Below are 22,114 nucleotides of genomic sequence, written 5' to 3'. Positions count from 1 at the left end.
TGACCGGCCCCGGACGGGTCAGGCAGCGCCGGGAAACTTCCCTAGTCGCCACGAGCCGCAACCGGCGGCTCGTAATTATGGATCAATCACTAACCTAGGAGTGGACAATGATACGGACAGCGTTCTGTGACGTCTTCGATGTCGAGTACCCCATCGTTCAGGGCGGAATGCAGTGGGTGGGCCGGGCTGAACTGGTCTCGGCGGTCGCCAACGCCGGCGGACTCGGTCTTCTCACGGCGCTGACCCAGCCCTCGCCCGAGGCCCTGGCCAAGGAGATCATCCGATGCCGGGAGATGACCGACAAGAACTTCGGCGTCAACCTGACGATGCTGCCCACGATCAACCCGCCGCCGTACGCCGAGTACCGCGATGCGATCATCGAGTCCGGAGTCACGGTGGTGGAGACGGCAGGCTCCAGCCCCGCGGAGCACATGCCCGCGTTCAAGGCCGCCGGGGTGAAGGTACTGCACAAGTGCACCAGCGTCCGCCATGCCGTCAAGGCACAGGGACTGGGCGTGGACGGCATCTCCATCGACGGGTTCGAATGCGCCGGTCACCCGGGCGAGGACGACGTTCCCGGCCTGGTCCTGATCCCCGTGGCAGCTCGGGAGATCTCCGTCCCGATGATCGCGTCCGGCGGCTTCGCCGACGGCCGCGGCCTGGTCGCCGCGCTCGCACTGGGCGCCGACGGCATCAACATGGGCACACGGTTCCTCGCCACCGCCGAGGCACCGGTGCACGAGAAGGTCAAGAAGCAGATCGTCCGGTCGAGCGAGCGGGACACCGAACTGATCTTCCGGACCCTCGGCAACACCGCCCGGGTCGCCCGCAACGCGGTGAGCGTGGAAGTCGTGAAGAGGCTCAACGCCGGCGCCAAGTTCGAGGACGTGCGCGAACTGGTGGCCGGAGCCCGCGGCCGCAAGGTCTTCGAGGTCGGAGACCTCGATCTCGGAATCTGGACCGCAGGCCTGTCGCAGAGCCTCATCCATGACGTCCCCACCGTGGAGGAGCTGATCCAGCGGATCGTCTCCGAAGCCGAGCAGCTCATCACCGACCGGCTCCCCAGCGTCGTCCGCTGACCCCCCACCCACCAGAACCCTAGAGGTTGTCGTGACCGCATCCCTCACCAACCCGTCTCCCGACCAGGCCGAATGGGCCCGCATGGGCACCCGCCTGGGCGTCGAGGACGCCCTCGCCACCGTCACGCTCTGCCGACCCGAGCAGCGCAATGCCCAACACCCCGGCACCTGGCCCGCACTCGCGGCGGTCGGCCGCGCCCTGTCCGGCCCCGTACGGGGTGGTCCTGCTCCGTGCCGAGGGCATTTCCTTCTCGGCCGGTCTGGACCGGGCCATGCTCACTCCCGAGGGCGTTCCAGGCGAGCTCAGTACCTTCCAGTTGGCCGCGCCGCCCGACCAGGAGGTGCAGGACACCATCGCCTCCAACCAGGAGACCTTGACCTGATGGCGCCGCCCCGACCTGATCACCATCGCCGCGGTTCGGGGGCATGCCATCGGCGCGGCTTCCAGCCGGCCCTCAGCTGCGACCTGCGGGTGATCGCCGAGGACGGGCGGCTCGCCATGCGCGAGACCGCGTTGGGCACGGTCCCCGACATGACCGGTGCCAAGCAGCTCACCGAGCTGGTCGGCTACTCCCGCGCTTTGGAGCCCTGCGCCACCGGACGCTTTGTGTACGCCGAGGAGGCCGTACGGATCGGTCTGGCCTCCCTCGCCGTGCCCGGCGGAAAGCTGGACGCCGCCGCTCGCGAGCTGGCCGCGGTGGTGCTCAAGGCCCCGCGTAACGCTGTGGTCGCGACCAAGGCCCTGCTCCAGGGCACCGCCGACCGACCTACGCCGAGCAGCGCGCCGCCGAGCGAGCAGCCCAGGCCGGCCGTGTGCGCACCCTGACGGGCATCGGGGGCTGATCGAACTGTCGCGGCCGACGCCGGGCCGCTCATCACCCACCGGCGGCCCGACGTCGTCCGCCCGGCCTTCGGCTCACCAGAAGTCGTCCGCCTACCTTCGACTCCAGAAGGAGAACCATCAACGTGTCCGACACCGTGGACTACGAGCTCGACGGCCCCCTCGCCGTCATCACCATCACCCGTCCCAAGGCGATGAACGCCCTGGACACCCCCACCCTGGTTGCCCTGCGCGACACCGTAACAACCGCTGCCAAGGACCCCGCCGTACGCGCCCTTCTGCTCACCGGCGCCGGCGACAAGGCCTTCTGCGCCGGGGCGGACCTCAAGGACGACGCACTGCGCCAGGCCAAGGACGGCTCCAGCATCCCCGCCGTCTTTTCGAGCGTCAGCGATTACTACAACCCACTGGCCAGGGCACTGGCAGGGATGCGCAAGCCCACCGTGGCCGCCGTCAACGGGGCGGCCGCCGGAGCCGGCGCCGGGCTGGCCTTCGCCTGCGACTTCCGCCTCGTCGCCGACACAGCTGGCTTCAACACCGCCTTCGCGGGCATCGCGCTCACCGCCGACACCGGCGCCTCCTGGACGCTGCCGCGACTGATCGGCCACGCCAAGGCCACGGAGCTGCTGATGCTGCCGCGTACCGTCAAGGCAGCCGAGGCGCTGGAGCTGGGCCTGGCCACCCGGGTCGTCCCGGCCGCCGAGATGGCCCAGACCGCCCGCGACTTCGGGAGACAACTGGCCGAGGGGCCCACGCTGGCGCTCGGCGCGCTGAAGGAGTCGCTCGCCTTCGCCGCGTCCCACTCGCTCAGCGAAACCCTGGACAAGGAGGACGAACTGCAGACCCGTGCCCTCGCCTCCCAGGACCACGCCATCGCCGTTCAGGCCTTCCTCGACAAGGAACAGCCCACCTACCTCGGCCACTGAACGGCCGTCAGTTTGCCCGCCGCCGCACCGTTGCCCTGGCAGGGACTGTCCTAAAGATTGTGCCCGCTGGACGCCGTCTACGCAGTCGTCATGATCGACGCCATCGTCGTGAAGATCCGGGTTCGGTCGACGATCTTGTGATCCGGGCGGCTGAGCAGCTCGTGCCGACTGTTCGCGATCATGCATCGCGTGCTCTCATGATGTGCTCTTGGAGCTGTTTCCGTACTTGTCTGCGTTGCTGATCGAGGAGGTCGAGCGGCGACCTAACCAGGTAGTGCTGAGAACGCGGGTGCGGGCGATGACTGGCTGCTGTCGGTGCGGCCATAGCTCGGCCCGGGTGCACGGTCGGTACGTACGCAGGCTGCGTGATGTCCCCGTGGGCGGGCTCGGTGTCGTGATCGAGTTATGCGTGCGTCGCTTCCGCTGCGAGAACCCTGCGTGCACGGCGGTGACGTTCGCCGAGCAAATCGCGGGACTGACCACCCCGCACAGTCGGCATACCCCGCTGCTGCGTGGGGTGTTGACGCAGATCGGGCTGGCTCTGGCCGGCCGGGCAGGGGCCCGCCTGGCGGCCGTGGGCGGCCTCACTGTGGGGAAGGACACGCTGTTGCGGCTGGTCAGGTCGCTGCCCGAGCCGGAGGTCGGCAAGGTGGAGATCCTCGGTGTCGACGACTTCGCCTTCCGCAAGGGCCGCCACTACGGTTTTGATCGACATGGCCACCCACCGGCCGCTGTACCTCTACGACTGCCGTGACGGCGAGGACCTGGCCGCCTGGCTCCGCGGTCACCCCGAGGTGAGGGTTATTTGCCGGGACCGTTCCAGCGGTTACGGGGAGGGCGCCCGGGTCGGGGCGCCGCAGGCCGAGCAGGTTGCGGATCGGTATCACCCTTTGGGCCAACCTCGGCCAGGCAGTCGAGAAGACGGTCAACACCCATCGCTCCCGCCTGGCCGAATCGCCTCCCGGCTCGGCCTCCAGCCCCGACCACGGGGAGGTGGAGCCCGAGGTGGTCCAGCCGCCGAAAGAGCTGAAGATCATTTGAGTGGCGGTGACACTCAAGATCCGGACCACACGCGGGCCAACACCGCCTCTCGGGCCTCAACATCTGCCGTTTCCGCTGGTCAACGAGGTGTTGAGTCCGTACCACCAGCAGACCAAGAACCTGCTTGCGACTGCAGCCCAGACCGCACGGTTCAGCGACCACTTTCACAGTCACCCGGTTACGCCTTCCAAACACGACCGTGACCTGCGAAAACACCCCGCGCGGGCGAATTCGACCCGGATTCGCCCCGGAAGCCTCCGATCAGAGCAACGCTCCTTCTTGATCTGCAGATATACAACTTCTGCCGCTGTACCAGCCGTATGCCGCCAAAGAAGTGCCAGAGAAGCAATAAAACGGACATATATCTCAATGAGATGGTCACCGATGAACGCGCCCGTCACCGCGGGCAGACGGCATGACTGCTGTCTTTCTTGTCGGCGCGCAGCGGCACAGTGCCTCGCATCAGCGCTCCCACCAGGGAGTTTCCAAGCACTCTTCCGTGACACGGAAGCCGTATTGCGCCCTCGCACAGCCCGTCCCGACGATGTCGCCACGACCCAAAGACGGGAGCCGAACACCATGCCGCACATCACCGCTTTTGCCAGGAACCAGTGGTACGTCGCCGCCCACAGTCACGAGGTCGGGCGGGAGTTGCTCGGGCGGACGGTTCTCGGGGAACCGCTCGTGTTCTACCGCACCGAGGAGGACGGCCGTCCCGTCGCCCTCAACGACCGCTGTGTGCACCGGCGTTACCCGCTGTCGGAGAGCGGGCTCGACGGTGACCGGATCGTGTGCGGGTACCACGGGTTCACCTACGACCGCACCGGCGCCTGCGTGTACGTGCCGGGGCAGAAACGCATCCCGCGCACCGCCCGGGTCGCCTCCTACCCGGTGGTCGAGCAGGACTCCCTGGTCTGGGTCTGGATCGGCGACCCCGGGCTCGCCGATCCGGACGCCATCCCGCGGGCCCGGCACCTCGACGCCCCGGGCTGGACGACCGTACGGGGCATGGAGCCCATCGACGCGGACTACGGCCTCCTCGTCGACAACCTCCTCGACCTCTCCCACGAGACCTACCTGCACGGCGGCTACATAGGCACCCCGGAGGTCGCCGAGACGCCGATCACCACGGAGGTCGACGAGGGCGCCGGGGTCGTGCGGGTCAGCCGGCACATGGACGACGCCGAGTGCCCGCCGTTCTACGCCCGTTCGACCGGGATCGAGGGCCGGATCACCCGCTGGCAGGACATCGAGTACCACGCGCCCTGCCTGTACCTGCTGCACAGCCGGATCGCACCGGCCGGCGTGGTGCCCGAGGCCGACGGCAGCGACCCGAACGGCTTCCACACCGAGATCACCTACGCGATCACCCCGTCCTCGGACGGCAGGGTGTACGACTTCTGGATGGTCTCCCGGGACTGGGCGACCGACGACACCGAGGTCACCGACTTCCTGCGGAACAACAACCACACGGTGGTCATGCAGGACGTGGACGCCCTCAACCTCCTGCAGCGGACGCTGGGTTCGGAGCGGGCCGGCTACCAGGAGCTGAGCATCAACATCGACACCGGCGGTCTCGCCGCCCGCCGGATCCTCGCCCGGCTGGCCGAGGAGGGCGACAAGCCCGTGGAGAAGGTCCTGTGAACACCCCGACCGGTGAGGTCTACCGCGTCGACTGGCTGCCGGGCACCGACGTGCTGCACGGCACCTGTCACTGCGGGGCCGAGCACACCGCGCAGGACCCGGTCGAGATGTGGGAGTGGATGCTCGGCCACCCCGAGGGACACCAGCCCCCGGAGCGCACGACATGAGCCTGTACGAAGCCGAACTGGTCGTCGGCGCGAGGGTGTCGGCGGCCGACGGGGTCGTCTCCCTCACCCTTCGGCATCCCCTCGGCGAGGAACTTCCGCGCTGGGAACCGGGGGCGCATGTCGATGTCGTGCTCGGGCCCGGGCTGGAGTGGCAGTTCTCGCTGTGCGGGGATCCCGGGGACCGTTCCGGATGGCGCGTCGCGGTGTTGCGGGAACCCGGCGGACGGGGCGGATCCGCCTTCGTCCACGAGCGGTTGGGCGTCGGCGACAAGGTGTGGGTACGCGGCCCGCGCAACCACTTCCGGCTGGAGCCGGCCCCGCGCTACCGGTTCGTCGCGGGCGGCATCGGCATCACCCCGATCCTGCCGATGCTGGCCGCCGCCGTGGCCGCGGGCGCCGAGTGGACCCTGCTGTACGGCGGCCGGACCCGGCGGTCCATGGCGTTCACCGGCGAACTGGCGCGCTACGGCGGGGAGCGGGTCACCGTCGCCCCGCAGGACGAGACCGGGCTGCTGGACCTCGGCCCGGTACTGGACGACGTCCCGGACGGCACCCTCGTGTACTGCTGCGGTCCGGAGCCGCTGCTGGACGCGGTGGAGGAGCACTGCCCGGCGGGCGTCCTGCGGGTGGAGCGGTTCCGGCCGAAGGCCCGACAGGCGGGCGAGGACGGCGAGTTCGAGGTCGTCCTGGCCCGGAGCGGCCGTACCCTCACCGTCGCACCCGGGGTCTCCGTGCTCGACAGCGTCCGGGCCGCCGGGGTCGAGGTGCTCTACTCCTGTACCGAGGGCACCTGCGGGACGTGCGAGACGGATGTCCTCGAAGGCGACCCGGACCACCGGGACTCGGTGCTCTCCGAGGAGGAGCGGGCGGCCGGGGAGACCATGCTCATCTGTGTGTCGCGGTGCCGAGGGGAGCGCCTGGTGCTCGATCTGTGATCCGCAGGTCCGCCTCGATCCGCGCCACCGCCGCGAGCAGCGGCGCCAGCAGGTCGCGGCGGACCGCGGCGGTGGACATCCGGCCGGAGTGCACCGCCAGTGCCACCCCGGCCACCACCTGGCCGCTCCGGTTCCGCACCGGGGCGGCCAGTGTTCTGACGCCGTCCTCCAGGTCGTCCTCTTTCAGGGCATATCCCTGACGGAGTATCAACTCCGCGCCAGGCGGGCCGGGTACGCCGGGCTCGGCGGCGTGGGCGAGCAGCACCACCCCCGCCGCCGTGCGGTGGGCCGGGCAGCGCACCCCCACCGCCACGGTCGCCGCCATCACCCGTCGGGCCGGGGCCGTCGCGACATGCACGACCGCCGCTGCGTCCAGCACACAGAGTGAGGCCGACTCCCCCGCCAGCGCGGCGAGTTGCTCCAGATGCGGCTGCGCGAGGCTCGGCAGGTCGAGGCCGGAGAGGTAGGCGTAGCCGAGTTCCAGGACGCGTGGGGTGAGGCGGAACCGGCGGCCGTCCGAGTGGACGTAGCCCAGGTCGGCCAGGGTGAGCAGCAGCCGGCGGGCGGCGGCCCTGGTCAGGTCGCAGGCGCGGGCCACCTCGCTGAGGGTGCGCGCGGGATGCTCGGCGTCGAAGGCGCGGATCACCGCCAGGCCGCGCTCGAACGACCTCACGAAGTGCGGTGCGCGGGCATCAGGTACACGGGCATCACTCGACATCGGCGCCTCCCCGGTCCGACTCGTCCCGTCACGGTCCGTCACGTCACCTCGCGGTGTGACGGTTCGACACGGAGAACACGGTGAGAGCGCGGTTCGATAACTGTCAACAATTTTGTCAGCTAAACCCATTGACCGGGTTGTCCGGCCGGTTCTACCTTCCCGCTGAGCACCACCCGAGCACTACTGTGCGCACAGCGCACACCCTGTCGGAACACCGTTGTCTGCACAGGAGGAGCCCATGCGTCGTCTGCTCGCCGGTCTCGCGGCCGGCACCGCCCTGCTCACCACGGCGGCCTGTGGCTCCTCCGGGGGCTCGTCGTCCACATCGTCCTCGTCGGGCGGCACCACCACCGTCAAGGTGGGCATCATCCCCATCGTCGACGTGGCCCCCCTCTACCTCGGGCAGAAGGAGGGCTTCTACAGCAAGCGCGGTCTGAAGCTGTCGATGACGCTCGCGCAGGGCGGCGCGGCCGTCGTGCCGGGTGTGACGAGCGGTCAGTTCCAGTTCGGCTTCAGCAACATGACCTCGCTGATGATCGCCCAGTCCAACAACGTGCCGGTGCGGGCGATCGCGAACGGCGTGGCCTCGACGGGCGTGGCGGGCAAGGACTTCGGCGGGCTCGTCGTGAAGAAGGGCCGCGACATCACCTCGGCGAAGCAGCTGGAGGGCAAGAAGGTCGCCGTCAACACGCTGAAGAACATCAACGAGACCGCGGTGCGCGAGTCGGTGCGCAAGGCGGGCGGCGACCCCGGCAAGGTGAGCTTCGTCGAGCTGGCCTTCGACCAGATGCCGGCCGCGCTCGACAAGGGGCAGATCGACGCGGCGATGGCGGTCGAGCCGGCGCTCGCCACCATGAAGCTCCAGGGCGCCACCGAGATCGCCTCACCGTTGGTCGACGTGGCGAAGAACCTCACCGTGGCCATGTACTTCACCTCGACGTCGTACGCGCAGAAGAACCCCGACGTCGTGAAGAAGTTCCAGGAGGCGACGGCCGAGTCGCTGGCCTACGCGGACGCGCACCCGGACGAGGTCCGGCAGATCGTCACCACCTACACCAAGACCCCCGCGGACGTGCTGGCCGCGGTGACCCTGCCGAAGTGGCCGGCCGACCCGAACCGTTCGTCGATCGACACCCTGGAGAAGCTGAGCGAGCAGGACGGCCTCTTCAAGACGGCACCCGACCTGGACAAGCTGCTGCCGTGAGCGAAGCGAAGGGACTGAACACCGCACTCGGGGCGGCCGGGCTCGCGGCCTTCCTCGCCCTCGGCGAGGCGGTGCCGCGGCTCGGTCTGGTCAAGGCGGACTACTTCCCGCCGACCAGCCGGATCGCCCGCGCCCTCGGCACCGAACTCGCCGACGGGGCCTTCTGGTCGGCGCTCGGCGACACCCTCACCGGCTGGGCGGTCGGCCTGGCCGTCGCGGTCGGCGCCGGCATCGTGGCGGGCGTCGTCCTCTCGGTCGTCCCGCACCTGCGCGAGGCCACCGCCTCCACGGTCGAGTTCCTCCGCCCGATCCCCTCGGTCGCCCTGATCCCCCTCGCGATCCTGCTCTACGGCACCGAACTCCGCTCGGTCCTGCTGCTCGTCGTGTACGCCTCCTTCTGGCAGGTCCTGATCCAGGTGATGTACGGCGTCCAGGACGTCGACCCGGTCGCCGAGGAGACGGCACGGTCGTACGGACTCGGTACCTGGGCCCGGGTCCGTCATGTGCTGTGGCCGACCGCGCTGCCGTACGTGATGACCGGTGTCCGGCTGGCCGCCGCGGTCGCCCTGATCCTCACCATCACCGCCGAACTGGTCATCGGGGCGCCGGGGTTGGGCCAGCAGATCGCCGTCGCGCAGACCTCGCAGGCGGTGCCGGACATGTACGCCCTGATCGTGGTCACCGGTCTGCTGGGCCTGCTCATCAACGTGGGTGCCCGCTCGGTGGAACGGCGGGCGCTGGCCTGGCACCAGTCGGTGCGCGGGGAGGTGACGGTGTGAGGCGGCTGCTGCTCACGGCGGTGTACCTGCTGGCCCTGCCCGTGCTGCTGCTCACGCTGTGGTGGGTGGCCTCCGACGGCAGTACGAACGTCTACTGGCCGCCGCTGCGCACCATCCTGAAGACCTTCCCGGACGTCTGGACGGGGCAGCGGCTCCGCGACGACCTGCTGCGCAGTGTGCTGCGGCTGCTCGCCGGCTACGCCACGGCGGCTGTGCTGGGCATCGGGCTGGGCACGGTCGTCGGCTCCTACCGGCGGGTGCGGGCGGTCTGCGAACCCGTCCTCGAATTCCTGCGGGCGGTGCCGCCGCCCGTCCTCGTCCCGGTCATCATGCTGTTCGCCGGCATCGGCGACTCCATGAAGATCGTGGTGATCGCCAGCGGCTGCGTCTGGCCGATCCTGCTCAACACCGTCGAGGGCGTACGGGCGGTGGACCCGGTGATGGCGGAGACGGCCCGTTCCTACGGCATCACGGGCGTGACCCGGCTGCGTACGCTGGTGCTGCGTTCGGCGAGTCCGCAGATCTTCGCGGGCCTGCGGCAGGCGCTGTCGATCGGGATCATCCTGATGGTCATCAGCGAGATGTTCGCGGCCAGCAACGGGCTCGGCTTCACCATCGTGCAGTTCCAGCGCGGCTTCGCGATCCCCGACATGTGGACCGGGATCCTGCTGCTGGGCCTGCTCGGCTTCGCGCTCTCGGTGGTCTTCCAGCTGGTCGAGCGGCGGGTGCTCGGCTGGTACCACGGGCTGCGCGCGACAACCCGGCGGTCCTGAGTGCGCATCGTGAAGGGGCGGTCCATGCTCGACGTACGCGGCCTGAAGAAGGTCTACGACGGTTCCGGCCGCCGCATCGAGGCGGTGCGGGATCTCACCTTCACCGTGGAGGCCGGTGAACTCGTTTGTCTCGTCGGCCCGTCGGGCTGCGGCAAGACCACTCTGCTCAAGTGCATGGGCGGCCTGCTCACCCCGACCGGTGGTGAAGTCCTCCTGGAGGGGCGGAAGGTGACCGGGCCGCCGCCCGGGATGGCGTTCGTCTTCCAGGAGTACGGCCGCAGCCTGTTCCCCTGGATGCGGGTCGCCGAGAACGTGGAACTCCCTCTGAAGCAGAAGCGGTTGACGCGGGAGCGGCGCAGGGAGCTGGTCTCCGACGCGCTGGCATCGGTCGGCCTCGCGGACGCCGCCGGCGCCTATCCCTGGCAGCTCTCGGGCGGTATGCAGCAGCGGGTCGCGATCGCACGGGCCCTCGCCTACGAACCCCGGGTCCTGCTGATGGACGAGCCGTTCGCCGCCGTCGACGCCCAGACCCGGGCCGATCTGGAGGATCTGGTCCGCGGGCTGTGGCGGGAGCGCGGGATCACGATCCTGTTCGTCACCCACGACATCGACGAGGCGGTCTATCTGGGCGAGCGGGTGATCGTCCTGTCGGCCTCCCCGACCGTCGTGCAGGAACAGCTGAAGGTCGATCTGCCGGACCGGCGCGACCAGTTGCACACCCGGGTCGCCCCGCGCTTCGCCGAACTGCGCACCCATGTCTACGAGCAGATCCAGGCGGCGAAACGCGGAGCTCCCCGGGCGGCGGAGGTCACGACGTCAGATACGCCTCCACCTCGCTGAACTGTGCGGCCGGCCAGCCGTTGTTGGCGGTGACGGTCAGCCGCAGATAACGCAGGTCGGTGCTGCCGGGCAGGGCGACGGTGACGGTGTTGCCGGTGGCCGGGTCGAACCGGTAGCCGGTGGAGCCCACGACGGTCGAGTAGTTCGAGCCGTCGGTGCTGCCCAGCACGGTGACGGTCTGGGTGCGCGCGCTCCAGGCCGAGGACGGCGGCAGCTTCAGCACCAGCCGGCGGGCCGCGTAGGAGGAGCCGAGGTCGACGGTCAGCGACTGCGGGAAGGCGTTGTTGGCGGACTCCCAGTAGCTGTTGGCGTCGCCGTCGACCGCCTTGCCGGGCGTGTACACGTCCTGCGAGCCGGTGGCGGTCGCCGGGCGGCCCTTGGCGAGGTTGCGGCCGGGGTCCGGGTCGGGGTTGCCGGTGCCGGGCTGCGGCCAGCTGGAGCAGTCCGACCAGGTGCCGGCCCAGCCGGAGTTGCCCCCGCCGTCGGTCAGCGCGAAGGAGCCGGAGTTCGCCGGGTAGGGGCAGTTGTAGATGCCGGCGGCGCCGACACCGGTGGCGGTGACGTTGCGGAAGGTGGCGGCGCCCTGCGCCTCGGCCTGCACCACGACCGTCCCGGTGTTCCGCACGGTCGCGCCGGTCACGTTGACGTTCCGGACCGGGTATCCCTGGCCGCCGCCGGAGACGAACTCGAAGGCGCTGTACGGGCTGTCGGTGATCGTGGTGTTGGTGATGTTGACGGTGGCGTTGATGGCGCTGTCGTAGGAGTCGACGCGCAGGGCGCCCATCGGGTGGTTCCAGTTGGGGTTGATCGCGCCCGTGCGGACCAGCGTGTTGCCGTCGACGGTGATCGTCCCGGACAGCGGTGAGAACGGGTCGGCGAACTTCTGGTTGGAGATGGCGATGCCGCTGCCCAGCGCGTTGGTGTCGGAGATCAGGTTGTTCCGCACGGTGATGTCGGTGCCGCCGTAGATGGCGATGCCGTTGGCCAGGTTCGGCTGGGAGATGGTGTTGCCGGTGAAGCTGGAGTTGGTGTCCGGCGAGTACAGCGACCACATGGCCAGGGAGTCGTCGCCCTGGTTGCGCAGGAAGTTGCCCCGGACCTGGACGCCGTGGGCGGTGCCGTTGAGATTGAGGCCGTCGGCGGTGGTGTCGAGGATGCGGTTGTTCTCGACGACCAGGTTGTCGTTGTTGCCCGTCAGCCAGAAGCCGCACTTGAGGTGCTGGATCCACATCCCGGAGACCGAACTGTTCGGCCCCAGGGATCCGTTGACGAAGTTGTCCGGGTTGGAGTCGACACGTTCGGTGACCTCGCCGATCACCGCGAAGTTGTTGATGTGGACGTTCCCAGAGGAGCTGGACTGGTCGATGAAGCGCGAGGTGTGCACCACCGAGTACCAGCCGCCGGCGCCCTGGAGGGTGACGTTCTGCACGCCGCTCAGGGAGGACGTGAGCTTGTAGTCGCCCGGCGGGATCCACACCGTCCCGCCCTGGGCGGCGGCGATGGCGTCCCGGAAGGCCTGGGTGGAGTCGCCGTTGCCGCTGGGGTCGGCGCCCTTGGAGGTGACGGAGACCGACCCGGCGGGCTGGGTGGCGGCCCCGGCCACCTGCTCGAAGTCGGCCACGTCGACGGTGACCTGGGTGCCGGTGGACTCGAAGGCGACCTTGTCACCCGCCTGGATGTTCTGGCCGAGCAGCAGCCGGGCGTTGTCGAAGAAGTGGTGCTGCTTGGCGCCGGCGATCCAGCCGGTGTCGACGTAGGAGTACTTGGAGGTGACGGTCAGGGTCTTCGCCAGTCTGACCCCGTTGACGTACACGGCGAGCGTGCCCGACTGGCCGTCCGGGACGCTGTAGGAGACGTTCACGGCGTTGGACGCCTGGGGCGCGGTGAACTCGACCCGCTGTCCGGAGGTGAGGCGCACGGCCTGGCGTCCCGAGGCCTCGGAGGCGAGGGTGCCCTGGGTGTAGTCCGGGCCGATCCTGGTGCCGGTGGTGGTCGCCGCCTCCGCCTCGACCGAGGTGAAGGGCAGGCTCGCGCCCGCGGCCGCGTGGGCGGCGGGCGCGACGGCGACGAGCATGCCGGCGGCGAGCGCGACAGCGGTCGCCACGGCTGGCATGCTCCTGACAGTTCTGGCTGTGGTGCGGTGCATCTGCTGATCCCTTCGGGGTGGGGGGAGGGGGATAGCACGAGCGGTACCGGCGGCTCAGGTCGTCAGCCAGGCCGCCGTGTCCTGCGGCAGACGGCCCGTGCCGTCCAACGGGCCGCTGGTGAGCAGAAGTTCGCGGTGGGCGGGGAGTTCGACGGGGTCGGGGGCGAGGTTGACCACGCAGATCGCACCCTCCGCGCGGGTGAAGGCGAGGACCCCCTCGGGAGCGGGCAGCCAGGTCAGCGGGCCGGACCCGAAGAGCGGGCGGGCGGCGATGGCGCGACGGTAGAGGCTGAGCATGGAGTCGCCGTCGTCCTGCTGGCGGTCGGCCGCGTAGGAGGCCCACCCGGCCGGCTGCGGCAGCCACGGCTCCTCGCGCGAACCGAATCCCGCGTACGGCAGGTCGGCGGCCCAGGGCATCGGCACCCGGCAGCCGTCCCGGCCGGGATCGGTGCCGCCCGACCGGAAGTACATCGGATCCTGGATGCGGTCCGCCGGGATCTCGGCCTCGGGCAGCCCCAGCTCCTCCCCCTGGTACACGTACACCGCACCGGGCAGCGCCAGGGAGAGCAGCGCGGCCGCGCGGGCCCTGCGGGTGCCGAGCTCCAGGTCCGTGGGGGTGCCGAAGGCCTTGGTCGCGAAGTCGAAGGCGGTGTCCTCGCGGCCGTAGCGGGTGACCGTACGGGTCACGTCGTGGTTGCACAGCACCCAGGTGGCGGGCGCGCCGACGGGGGCGTGCTCGGCGAGCGTGGTGTCGATCGACGTCCGCAGCCGGCCGGCGTCCCAGGGGCAGGACAGGAAGGAGAAGTTGAAGGCGGTGTGCAGTTCGTCGGGGCGGAGGTAGCGGGCGAAGCGCTCGGCGTCGGGGAGCCAGACCTCACCGACGAAGACCCCGTCGTAGGCGTCGGCGACCGCGCGCCACGCGCGGTAGACGTCGTGCAGGTCGTCGCGGTCGACGAACGGGTGCGGCCGCGGTTCCGTGGCCAGGTCGGGCAGGTCCGGGTCCTTGGCGAGCAGGGCGGCGGAGTCGATGCGGACACCGGCGACGCCCCGCTCGAACCAGAACCGCAGGATGTCCTCGTGCTCCTGGCGGACGGCCGGGTGGGCCCAGTTGAGGTCGGGCTGCTCGGGGGTGAACAGGTGCAGGTACCAGTCGCCGTCGGGCAGCCGGGTCCACACCGGTTCGGTGGAGCCGAGGAACTGTGACGGCCAGTCGTTGGGCGGGAGTTCGCCGTGCTCGCCACGCCCCGGGCGGAAGTGGAACAGCTCGCGCTCGGGGCTGCCCGGGCCGGCCGCCAACGCCGCCTGGAACCAGGGGTGCTGGTCGGAGACGTGGTTGGGGACGATGTCCACGATCGTCCGGATGCCCAGCTCCCCCGCCTCCGCGATGAGCTTCTCGGCCTCGGCGAGGGTGCCGAACGCCGGGTCGATGGCCCGGTAGTCGGCGACGTCGTAGCCGCCGTCCTTCAGCGGTGACAGGTACCAGGGGTTGAACCAGAGGGCGTTCACGCCCAGTTCGGCGAGGTACGGCAGCTTGGCGCGGACGCCCGCGAGGTCGCCGGTGCCGTCGCCGTCGCCGTCCGCGAAGCTGCGGACGTACACCTGGTAGATGACGGCGGAACGCCACCAGTCGAGGTCCTTCGGGGCATGGCTGGGCTGTCCCACTGTGCGTGCCTTTCTGTCGGAGGAAGGGCGTCAGCCCTTGGTGCTGCCCGCGCTGATCCCGGCGATGATGTGCCGCTGGAAGACGAGGAACAGCGCGACCATCGGAATGCTGGCGATCACCATCGCGGCGATGAGCACGGTGAGCTGGATGTTCTGCGACAGCTGGACCAGGGCCACACTGATGGGCTGCTTGTCGGTGTCCGAGAAGACCATCAGCGGCCACAGGAAGTCCTGCCACACCGCGACCAGGGCGAAGATCGACACCACCCCGAGCACCGGGCGGGACATGGGCAGCACCACCGACCACAGGATGCGCAGCTTTCCGGCGCCGTCGATCTCGGCGGCCTCCAGCACGTCACGCGGTAGCTGGTCGAAGAACCGCTTGAGGAGATAGAGGTTGAAGGCGTTGGCGACGGCCGGGAGCCAGATGCCGAGCGGGTCGTTGAGCAGGCTGGTGTGGATGAACGGCAGGTCGGCCGCGGTCAGGTACTTGGGAACGACCAGGGCCTGGGCCGGGACCATCAAAGTGGCCAGGATCCCGCCGAGGACCACCTTGCCGAAGGCCGGCTTCAGTTTCGACAGGGCGTAGGCGGCGGCCGTGCAGAACACCAGCTGGAAGGCCCAGGCACCGGCCGCCTGCACCACCGTGTTCCACAGGTGCTGGGGCAGCTGCATCAGGTCCCAGGCGTCGGTGTACCCGGTCAGGTGCAGGTGCTTGGGGATGAGGGTGGGCGGGGTCTGGGCGACCTCGTCCGGGGACTTCATCGCGGCGGTCACCATCCAGTACACGGGGAACAGGAAGGCGAGCGCGAAGAGCAGGACGACACCGGTGAAGACGGTCCAGTAGATCGCCTTCCCGCGCGGGCGGGCCAGGGTCGCCGGGGAGATCAGGGTTCGGGTGGCGCTGCTCATCCGTCCTCCCCGGAGCGGGTCAGCCGCAGGTAGACGGCGGAGAAGACACCGAGCAGCACCAGGAGCATGACGCTGAGGGCGCAGGCGCCGCCGAAGTCGTTGTAGAGGAACGCGTACTTGTAGATGAGGTAGAGCACGGTGACCGTGGCGTTCTCCGGGCCGCCGCCCGTGATGACGAACGGCTCGGTGAACACCTGCATGGTGGCGATGATCTGGAGGAGCATCAGCATCAAGATGACGAACCTGGTCTGCGGGATCGTCACATGCCTGATGCGCTGCAGGAGATTGGCGCCGTCCAGTTCGGCGGCCTCGTAGAGCTCGCCGGGGATGGACTGCAGGGAGGCCAGGTAGATCAGGACGGTGCCGCCCATGTTGGCCCAGGTGGCCACGATGACCAGGGAGACGAGCGCGGTGTCGGCGCCGTTGGACCAGTTCGAGGTGGGCAGGTGCAGGAAGCGCAGCGTCTCGTTGGCGAGGCCGGCCCCCGGGTCGTAGAACCACTTCCACAGCAGGGCGCTGACCACCGGCGGGATCATCACCGGGAGGTAGACCACGACCCGGAAGAACGCCTTCGCGTGCCGCAGCTCGTTGAGGACCAGCGCGAGTACGAACGGGATCGCGAAGCCGATCAGCAGCGCCAGCAGCGTGAAGGTGAGGGTGTTGCGCCAGGCCGCCGAGAACTCGGGGTCGTGCAGGACCCGGGTGAAGTTGGCGGTGCCGACCCATTCCGGGGACGAGCCGGGCGTGTACTTCTGGAAGGCGATCACGACCGCGCGGATCGCCGGGTACCAGGAGAACAGGGCGAAGCAGATCAGTCCGCCGAGCAGGAACCCGTAGGCACGGGCCTGGTCGAGGAACCGGCGCCGCCTCCGGTCCCCTGCCGGGGACGGCGCCGGGGCCTGTCGGGCGCCGACCGCCGCCGGGGCAGGTCGGCGCTCGGCCGTCTTGTTCATCGCGGGTCAGCCCCGGGCCAGGATGCCGGCGATCTTCTCGTTGGCGTCCTTGAGGAGCTGGTCGATGTCGGCGTCCTTCTTGGTGAGGACGGCGGAGACGGCGCCGTCGAGGACGGAGTAGATCTGCTGGGCGTCGGGCGGCTCGATCTTCATCTGGAGGGACTGGTTGCCGTCCAGGAACGCCTGGTAGTTCTCCACCGGGACGTTGGCGTTGGCCTTCTTGACCTGCTGGTCCTTGGCGTCGGCGGCGCCGGTGAACAGCCGCGGCTCGGGCAGGCCGACGGGTGCGTTGTTCTTCTTGGCGCGGGCGTAGTCGCCGAGGAAGCCGTCACCGGGGGTGAGGAACATGGAGTCGAGCCACTTGAGGCCGGCCTTGATCTGTGCCGGGGTGTCCTTCTTGTTGAACATGTAGCCGTCGCCGCCGATGAGGGTGCCCTGGCCGCCGGGCATCGGGGCGAGGGCGAGGTCCTTGTAGTTGCCGCCCTTCTCCTTGACCAGGATCGGGATGTTGTCCGGGGCGGAGAGGTACATGCCGAGCTTGCCCGAACCCATCATCTGCTGGACGTCGTTGAGGATCAGCAACTGCTTGCTGCCCATGGTGTTGTCGGTCCAGCGCATGTCGTGCAGGTTCTGCAGGACCGCGTGGCCCTGGGGGGTGTCGACGGTCGCCGTCTTGCCGTCGGCGGAGACGACGTCGCCGCCCTGCGAGTACAGCTCGGCGGTGAAGTGCCAGCCGCCCTGGTTCTGCGCGCTGTAGTCGGCGTATCCGACGGTGCCGTTGCCGAGGGCGGCGATCTTCTTGGCGTCGGCGCGGACCTCTTCCCAGGTCGCCGGCGGCTTGTCGGGGTCGAGACCGGCCTTCTGGAAGAGCGCGCGGTTGTAGATCAGGCCCATGCTGTATCCGGTGCGCGGGATGCCGTAGACCTTGCCGTCCACGGTGTAGATGTCCCGCAGCTGCTTCTGGATGGTGTCGTAGCTCTTCAGGTCCTTGAGGTACGGCGTGAGGTCGGCCGCCTGGTTGATGTCCACGACGTGCTTGGCGTCGGTGAAGTACGTGTAGAAGACGTCCTCCATCTGGCCGCCGGCGAGCTTGGCGTCGAAGGTCTTCGGGTCCTGGCAGGGGAACGCGTCGTGCATGACGACGTCGATGTCCGGGTTCTTCTTCTCGAAGTCGGCGGTGTCCTGATCGAAGAACGAACGGTCGACCTTGGCGCTCTTCGGCGGCTCGCAGTTGACGGTGATGCGCGTCTTGCCGCTCCCCGCGTCGTCGTCGCCCGACCCGCAGGCCGAGGCCGAGAGCGCAAGGGACGAACAGACACCTATCGCGACGAGAGCACGGCGGAACCCGGTGCTGGACATCGGTGGACCCCCCAGAACAGGAGCAGTTGGGCGCCGCACCGGGACCGGTGGGCGCCGCACACTCAAGCACCGGCAGCACTGCCGCGCAAGATGTCGCGCAGAATCTGTAATTATTCGACAGCAGATGGGATCTGTTGACTCTCAGGCTTTCGGCGCTTGCGCGGTCGACCCCCTGACGACCAGCTCCGGCTCGAACAGCAGCTCCTCCGCCGGGACGACCGTGCCGCCGATCTGAGCGTTCAGCAGCTCGACGGCGGCCCGGCCCATGGCCTCGATGGGCTGGCGGACGGTGGTGAGCGGGGGTTCGGTGCAGTTCATGAACGCGGAGTCGTCGTAGCCGACGACCGACACCTGGGACGGGACGTCCAGGCCCTTGCGACGGGCCGCCCTGATCGCTCCCAGCGCCAGGGGGTCGCTGGCGCAGATGATCCCGGTGACGCCCTGGTCGATGAGGCGCGTGGCGGCCGCGTGACCACCCTCGATCGAGAACATGGCCCGGGCGACGCTCGCGTCCGGGAGGTCGCCCATCGTGCGCGCGGCGGCCAGCTTGCGGGCCGACGGCATGTGGTCGGCGGGGCCGAGGACGAGTCCGATCCGCTCGTGGCCGAGGGAGGCGAGGTGCCGCCAGGCCTGTTCCACCGCCACGGCGTCGTCGCAGGACACGGCGGGGAAGCCGAGATGGTCGATGGCCGCGTTGATCAGCACCACCGGGATGTTGCGGTGGGCGAGCAGCCGGTAGTGGTCGTGCGGTGCGTCGGCCTGGGCGAAAAGACCGCCGGCGAACACGACACCGGAGACCTGCTGTTGCAGCAGCAACTCCACATAGTCCGCCTCGGAGACCCCGCCCTTGGTCTGGGTGCACAGCACCGGGGTGAGCCCGAGCTGGGCGAGCGCGCCGCCGATGACCTCGGCGAAGGCCGGGAAGATGGGGTTCTGCAGCTCGGGCAGGACCAGGCCGACGAGCCGGGCACGCTCGCCGCGCAGCTGGGTGGGGCGCTCGTAGCCGAGGACGTCAAGGGCCGAGAGCACCGCCTGCCGGGTGGCCTCGGAGACCCCGGGCTTGCCGTTGAGCACCCGGCTGACCGTGGCCTCGCTGACCCCGACCTTCTTGGCCACTTCCGCAAGTCGTCGCGTCATGGGTGCAAGCGTAGCGCAAGTTACGCAAGCAGTTTGCGTAAGCCTGGGGAGCCGGGGTCAGACACGGCTGCCCGTGGCCGTGTCCGCCGACAGCCGCTGGGCGAGGTAGATCGGGACCACCGACAGCAGCACGAGCACCGCCGCCACCACGTTCACCACCGGTGCCTGCTGGGGGCGGGTCATGTTGTCGTAGATCCACAGCGGCAGGGTCTGGACGCCCGGTCCCGCGGTGAAGGTGGTGACCACGATCTCGTCGAAGGAGAGCGCGAAGGCGAGCAGTCCGCCCGCGAGCAGCGCCGAGCGCACCAGCGGGAAGGTGATGTCGGCGAAGGTGCGGAAGGTGTCGGCGCCGAGGTCGGCCGCCGCCTCCTCGTAGGTGCCGGAGGTGCGGCGCAGCCGGGCGACCACGTTGTTGAAGACGATCACCACACAGAAGGTGGCGTGTCCGACGACCACGGTGAACAGGCCGAGTCCGACGCCGAGCGGCGCAAGGACCGTGCTGAAGGCCGAGTTGAGGGCGATGCCGGTGACGATGCCGGGCAGCGCGATCGGCAGGACGACCACGAAGGAGAGGGCGTCCCGGCCGAAGAAGCGGTACCGGGCGACCGCGAAGGCGATCAGCGTGCCCAGCACCAGGGCGATCGCGGTGGCGCCGAGCCCGGCCTTCACCGAGGTCCACAGGGCCTCGCGGGCACCGGAGCTGTGCCAGGCGGCCGACCACCAGCGGGTGGTCACACCGGGCGGCGGCCAGCTCGCGCTGCGGTCCGGGTTCAGGGAGTTGACGAGCACCAGCAGCAACGGCACGTAGATCACCGCGAAGCCGAGGCCGGCGGCGACACGCACCGCGATCCGCGCGGAACGGGAGAGTTGCACGGCGGACTCCTCTACAGGCTGCTCAGCGCGCCCGTGCGGCGCATCGCGAGCAGGTACAGCACGATGACGACGACCGGGACGGTGGCGAGCGCGGCGGCCATGGGCAGGTTGAGTTCGATGTTGGCGTAGACGAGGTTGCCGATGAGCTGGGTCTTGCCGCCGACGATCTGCACGGTGATGTAGTCGCCGAGGCTGAGCGAGAAGGTGAACACCGACCCGGCGGCGACCGACGGCAGCACCATCGGCAGCACCACGGACCGGAGGGTCCGTCCGGCGCGGGCGCCCAGGTCCGCGGAGGCGTCCAGCAGGTTGTCCGGCAGTTGCTCCAGCGCGGTGTGGATCGGCAGGATCATGTACGGCAGCCACAGATAGGTCAGGGCGAGCACGGTGGCCGGCAGCCCGAAGCCGGGCCCGCTCAGCCCGAAGGGCCTCAGCAGCCAGTCGGCGAGGCCGCCCTCGGACAGGATCAGCCGCCAGGCGTACACCTTGACCAGGTAACTCGCCCACAGCGGGGTGAGGATGGCGACCACCAGGAGCGGGCGCAGGCTCGGCCTGGCCACCCGGGCGGTGTAGAACGCGACCGGGAAGGCGATCACCGCGCACAGGGCGGTCACCGCGAGGGCGACGCCGACGCTGCGCAGGATCACCTGCCGGAACACCGGCGTGGTGAACAGCTCGTGGAAGTTGTCGGCCGACCAGACCTTCACCACCTCGGAGGTGAAGGAGTCCGTCGTCCAGAACGCGGAGACGAACAGCACCGCCAGCGAGCCCAGATAGAGCACGGCCAGCCAGAGCAGCGGGGCGGTCAGCAGCAGGGCGAGGCGGAGCCGGGGGCGCCGGTACAGCGCCCCCGCGGTCCGGGTGAGCACGGTCATGGCTCAGCCCTTGATCTCGGTCCAGGCCTGCACCCACTTGGCGTACGGCACGCACTTGACGTCGGTGCGGCCGTCCAGGCACTGCTCGATGGGCGTGTTCCAGAAGGCGATGTTCTTCCAGTAGCTCTCGTCGGCCGCGTGGTAGGTCGCGCAGAAGTTCTTGTCGCTGGTCAGGTCGCAGGCCTTGGCGTTGGCCGGGGCCTCGCCGAAGTACTCGGCGACCTCGGCGTTGACCTTCGGGGAGACGATCCAGTTCAGCCACTGGTAAGCGCAGTCGGGGTGCTTGGCCTTGGCGGAGACCATCCAGGTGTCGGACCAGCCGGTGGATCCCTCCTTGGGCACGAAGGCCTTGACCTCGGCGCCGTCGTCGGCGGCCAGGTTGGCGATGACCTGCCAGCTGGTGCCGATCACGGAGTCGCCGCTCTTGAAGGCGGAGATCTCCTTGAGGTAGTCGCTCCAGTACTCGCCGATGTCCGCGTTCTGCTTCTTCAGCAGGGCGACGGCCGCGTCGAACTGCTTCTGGTCGAGCGCGTAGGGGTCCTTGATCTTCAACTCGGGCTTGGTGGCCTTGAGATACAGGGCCGCGTCGGCGATGTAGATCGGCGAGTCGTAGGCGGTGACATGGCCCTGGTACTTCGCGGCGTCGTCGAAGACGGCCGACCAGGAGGTGGGCGCGGGGCTGACCTTCTGGGTGTTGTACATCAGCAGGTTGGCGCCGCGGCCGTGCGGGATGCCGTACATCTGGCCCTTGACCGAGTTCCAGGCGCCGTTCTTCAGGCCGCTGAAGATGTCCTTGTAGTTCGGTACGAGCTTGGTGTTGACCGGGGCCGCGTCGCCGGAGGCGATCAGGCGCAGGGAGGCGTCGCCGGAGGCGGAGACGGCGTCGTACTCGCCGGTCTTCATCAGTTTGACCATCTCGTCGGAGCTGGCGGCGACCTTGGAGTGGACCTGGCAGCCGGTCTGCTTCTCGAAGTCGGTGACCCAGTCCACCTTGGGGTCGTCGGAGCCGTCCTCGACGTAGCCGGCCCAGGCGATCAGGTTGACCGCGCCCTCGCTCTTGCCGAGCTTGGCCAGGGGCTTGAGGTCGGGCGGGTTGAGTCCGGTGGAGGAACCGGAGCCGGACGAACCGCAGGCGGTGGCGGCCAGCAGCAGCGCGACGGCGGCGGCCGCGGTGCGGGGACGGATGAGGCGCACGACGTACTCCAGACGTGAGGGACGGCGGATCCGGACGTGGGAGCCGGCGGATCCGG

General features: G+C 69.4%; 21 protein-coding genes and 2 pseudogenes. 13 read left to right on the top strand and 10 right to left on the bottom strand.

The window, feature by feature from the left end; all coding sequences use genetic code 11:
• The first annotated feature begins 107 nt into the window (after positions 1-107).
• From ABZ642_RS25375 to ABZ642_RS25335, 9 genes and pseudogenes are all read left to right on the top strand, one after another.
• A complete protein-coding gene (locus ABZ642_RS25375) occupies positions 108-1,079 on the top strand; it encodes a nitronate monooxygenase (RefSeq protein ID WP_360488332.1) in 972 nt (323 codons plus the stop codon).
• An 82-nt stretch (positions 1,080-1,161) separates the two neighbouring features.
• Positions 1,162-1,922, top strand: a pseudogene (locus ABZ642_RS25370) (enoyl-CoA hydratase/isomerase family protein).
• A 123-nt stretch (positions 1,923-2,045) separates the two neighbouring features.
• The gene (locus ABZ642_RS25365; protein ID WP_360488329.1) at positions 2,046-2,846 is read left to right on the top strand and encodes an enoyl-CoA hydratase-related protein; all 801 of its coding nucleotides are present in this window, start codon (positions 2,046-2,048) and stop codon (positions 2,844-2,846) included.
• A 208-nt stretch (positions 2,847-3,054) separates the two neighbouring features.
• Positions 3,055-3,600 (top strand): transposase family protein, encoded by a 546-nt coding sequence (locus ABZ642_RS25360; RefSeq protein WP_360488326.1) that lies wholly within the window; start codon positions 3,055-3,057, stop codon positions 3,598-3,600.
• Positions 3,560-3,673 (top strand): annotated as a pseudogene (locus ABZ642_RS25355) (hypothetical protein); the annotation flags it as partial. The gene ABZ642_RS25360 and the pseudogene ABZ642_RS25355, both read left to right, overlap by 41 nt.
• 43 nt (positions 3,674-3,716) lie before the next feature.
• Positions 3,717-3,887: a hypothetical protein gene (locus tag ABZ642_RS25350; RefSeq protein ID WP_360488611.1), complete on the top strand. Its 171-nt coding sequence runs from the start codon at positions 3,717-3,719 to the stop codon at positions 3,885-3,887.
• 579 nt (positions 3,888-4,466) lie between these two features.
• Positions 4,467-5,531 (top strand): aromatic ring-hydroxylating dioxygenase subunit alpha, encoded by a 1,065-nt coding sequence (locus ABZ642_RS25345; protein ID WP_360488323.1) that lies wholly within the window; start codon positions 4,467-4,469, stop codon positions 5,529-5,531.
• Positions 5,528-5,698, top strand: coding sequence for a hypothetical protein (locus ABZ642_RS25340; protein WP_360488320.1), 171 nt, complete (start codon positions 5,528-5,530; stop codon positions 5,696-5,698). Before ABZ642_RS25345 ends, ABZ642_RS25340 begins: the two co-directional genes overlap by 4 nt.
• Entirely contained in the window at positions 5,695-6,633 is a 939-nt protein-coding gene (locus tag ABZ642_RS25335; RefSeq protein WP_360488317.1) for a PDR/VanB family oxidoreductase, read from the top strand. The genes ABZ642_RS25340 and ABZ642_RS25335 overlap by 4 nt, the downstream gene beginning before the upstream one ends.
• Here the strand turns inward: ABZ642_RS25335 and ABZ642_RS25330 are convergent.
• Positions 6,584-7,351, bottom strand: coding sequence for an IclR family transcriptional regulator C-terminal domain-containing protein (locus tag ABZ642_RS25330; protein ID WP_360488314.1), 768 nt, complete (start codon positions 7,349-7,351; stop codon positions 6,584-6,586). The genes ABZ642_RS25335 and ABZ642_RS25330 overlap by 50 nt on opposite strands.
• 238 nt (positions 7,352-7,589) lie before the next feature.
• Here ABZ642_RS25330 and ABZ642_RS25325 point away from each other — a divergent pair, with 238 nt between their 5' ends.
• The 4 genes from ABZ642_RS25325 to ABZ642_RS25310 are packed head-to-tail and all read left to right on the top strand — an operon-like array spanning position 7,590 to position 10,947.
• Positions 7,590-8,555, top strand: coding sequence for an ABC transporter substrate-binding protein (locus tag ABZ642_RS25325; RefSeq protein WP_360488312.1), 966 nt, complete (start codon positions 7,590-7,592; stop codon positions 8,553-8,555).
• The gene (locus ABZ642_RS25320) at positions 8,552-9,334 is read left to right on the top strand and encodes an ABC transporter permease (protein WP_360488309.1); all 783 of its coding nucleotides are present in this window, start codon (positions 8,552-8,554) and stop codon (positions 9,332-9,334) included. The genes ABZ642_RS25325 and ABZ642_RS25320 overlap by 4 nt, the downstream gene beginning before the upstream one ends.
• Positions 9,331-10,107, top strand: coding sequence for an ABC transporter permease subunit (locus tag ABZ642_RS25315; RefSeq protein WP_360488306.1), 777 nt, complete (start codon positions 9,331-9,333; stop codon positions 10,105-10,107). Before ABZ642_RS25320 ends, ABZ642_RS25315 begins: the two co-directional genes overlap by 4 nt.
• Positions 10,108-10,131: 24 nt before the next feature.
• Complete coding sequence (locus ABZ642_RS25310) at positions 10,132-10,947, top strand: ABC transporter ATP-binding protein (protein WP_360488304.1); 816 nt, start codon at positions 10,132-10,134, stop codon at positions 10,945-10,947.
• On the opposite strand, the gene ABZ642_RS25305 is transcribed toward ABZ642_RS25310, so the two are convergent.
• The 9 genes from ABZ642_RS25305 to ABZ642_RS25265 form a co-directional block, all read right to left on the bottom strand.
• The gene (locus ABZ642_RS25305) at positions 10,916-13,093 is read right to left on the bottom strand and encodes a discoidin domain-containing protein (protein ID WP_360488301.1); all 2,178 of its coding nucleotides are present in this window, start codon (positions 13,091-13,093) and stop codon (positions 10,916-10,918) included. The genes ABZ642_RS25310 and ABZ642_RS25305 overlap by 32 nt on opposite strands.
• Positions 13,094-13,147: 54 nt before the next feature.
• Positions 13,148-14,755, bottom strand: a complete 1,608-nt coding sequence (locus ABZ642_RS25300) for a glycoside hydrolase family 13 protein (protein ID WP_360488298.1) — start codon at positions 14,753-14,755, stop codon at positions 13,148-13,150.
• 30 nt (positions 14,756-14,785) lie between these two features.
• Positions 14,786-15,667 carry a carbohydrate ABC transporter permease gene (locus ABZ642_RS25295; protein WP_360488295.1) on the bottom strand — a complete coding sequence of 294 codons (882 nt, stop codon included), beginning with the start codon at positions 15,665-15,667 and terminating at the stop codon, positions 14,786-14,788.
• Positions 15,664-16,620 carry a sugar ABC transporter permease gene (locus ABZ642_RS25290; protein ID WP_360488292.1) on the bottom strand — a complete coding sequence of 319 codons (957 nt, stop codon included), beginning with the start codon at positions 16,618-16,620 and terminating at the stop codon, positions 15,664-15,666. The genes ABZ642_RS25295 and ABZ642_RS25290 overlap by 4 nt, the downstream gene beginning before the upstream one ends.
• Before the next feature lie 6 nt (positions 16,621-16,626).
• Positions 16,627-17,979, bottom strand: a complete 1,353-nt coding sequence (locus ABZ642_RS25285) for an extracellular solute-binding protein (protein ID WP_360488289.1) — start codon at positions 17,977-17,979, stop codon at positions 16,627-16,629.
• Positions 17,980-18,120: 141 nt separating this feature from the next.
• Positions 18,121-19,116, bottom strand: coding sequence for a LacI family DNA-binding transcriptional regulator (locus ABZ642_RS25280; protein WP_360488286.1), 996 nt, complete (start codon positions 19,114-19,116; stop codon positions 18,121-18,123).
• A 57-nt stretch (positions 19,117-19,173) separates the two neighbouring features.
• Positions 19,174-19,989: an ABC transporter permease gene (locus ABZ642_RS25275; RefSeq protein WP_360488283.1), complete on the bottom strand. Its 816-nt coding sequence runs from the start codon at positions 19,987-19,989 to the stop codon at positions 19,174-19,176.
• Between the two features lie 11 nt (positions 19,990-20,000).
• Entirely contained in the window at positions 20,001-20,864 is an 864-nt protein-coding gene (locus tag ABZ642_RS25270; protein WP_360488280.1) for an ABC transporter permease, read from the bottom strand.
• 3 nt (positions 20,865-20,867) lie between these two features.
• Positions 20,868-22,058 carry an ABC transporter substrate-binding protein gene (locus tag ABZ642_RS25265; protein WP_360488277.1) on the bottom strand — a complete coding sequence of 397 codons (1,191 nt, stop codon included), beginning with the start codon at positions 22,056-22,058 and terminating at the stop codon, positions 20,868-20,870.
• Positions 22,059-22,114 lie beyond the last annotated feature (56 nt).

It is taken from the genome of Streptomyces sp. NPDC007157, from assembly GCF_040634235.1.
Taxonomy (GTDB): domain Bacteria; phylum Actinomycetota; class Actinomycetes; order Streptomycetales; family Streptomycetaceae; genus Streptomyces.
This window is presented reverse-complemented; position numbering and strand designations above follow the sequence as displayed.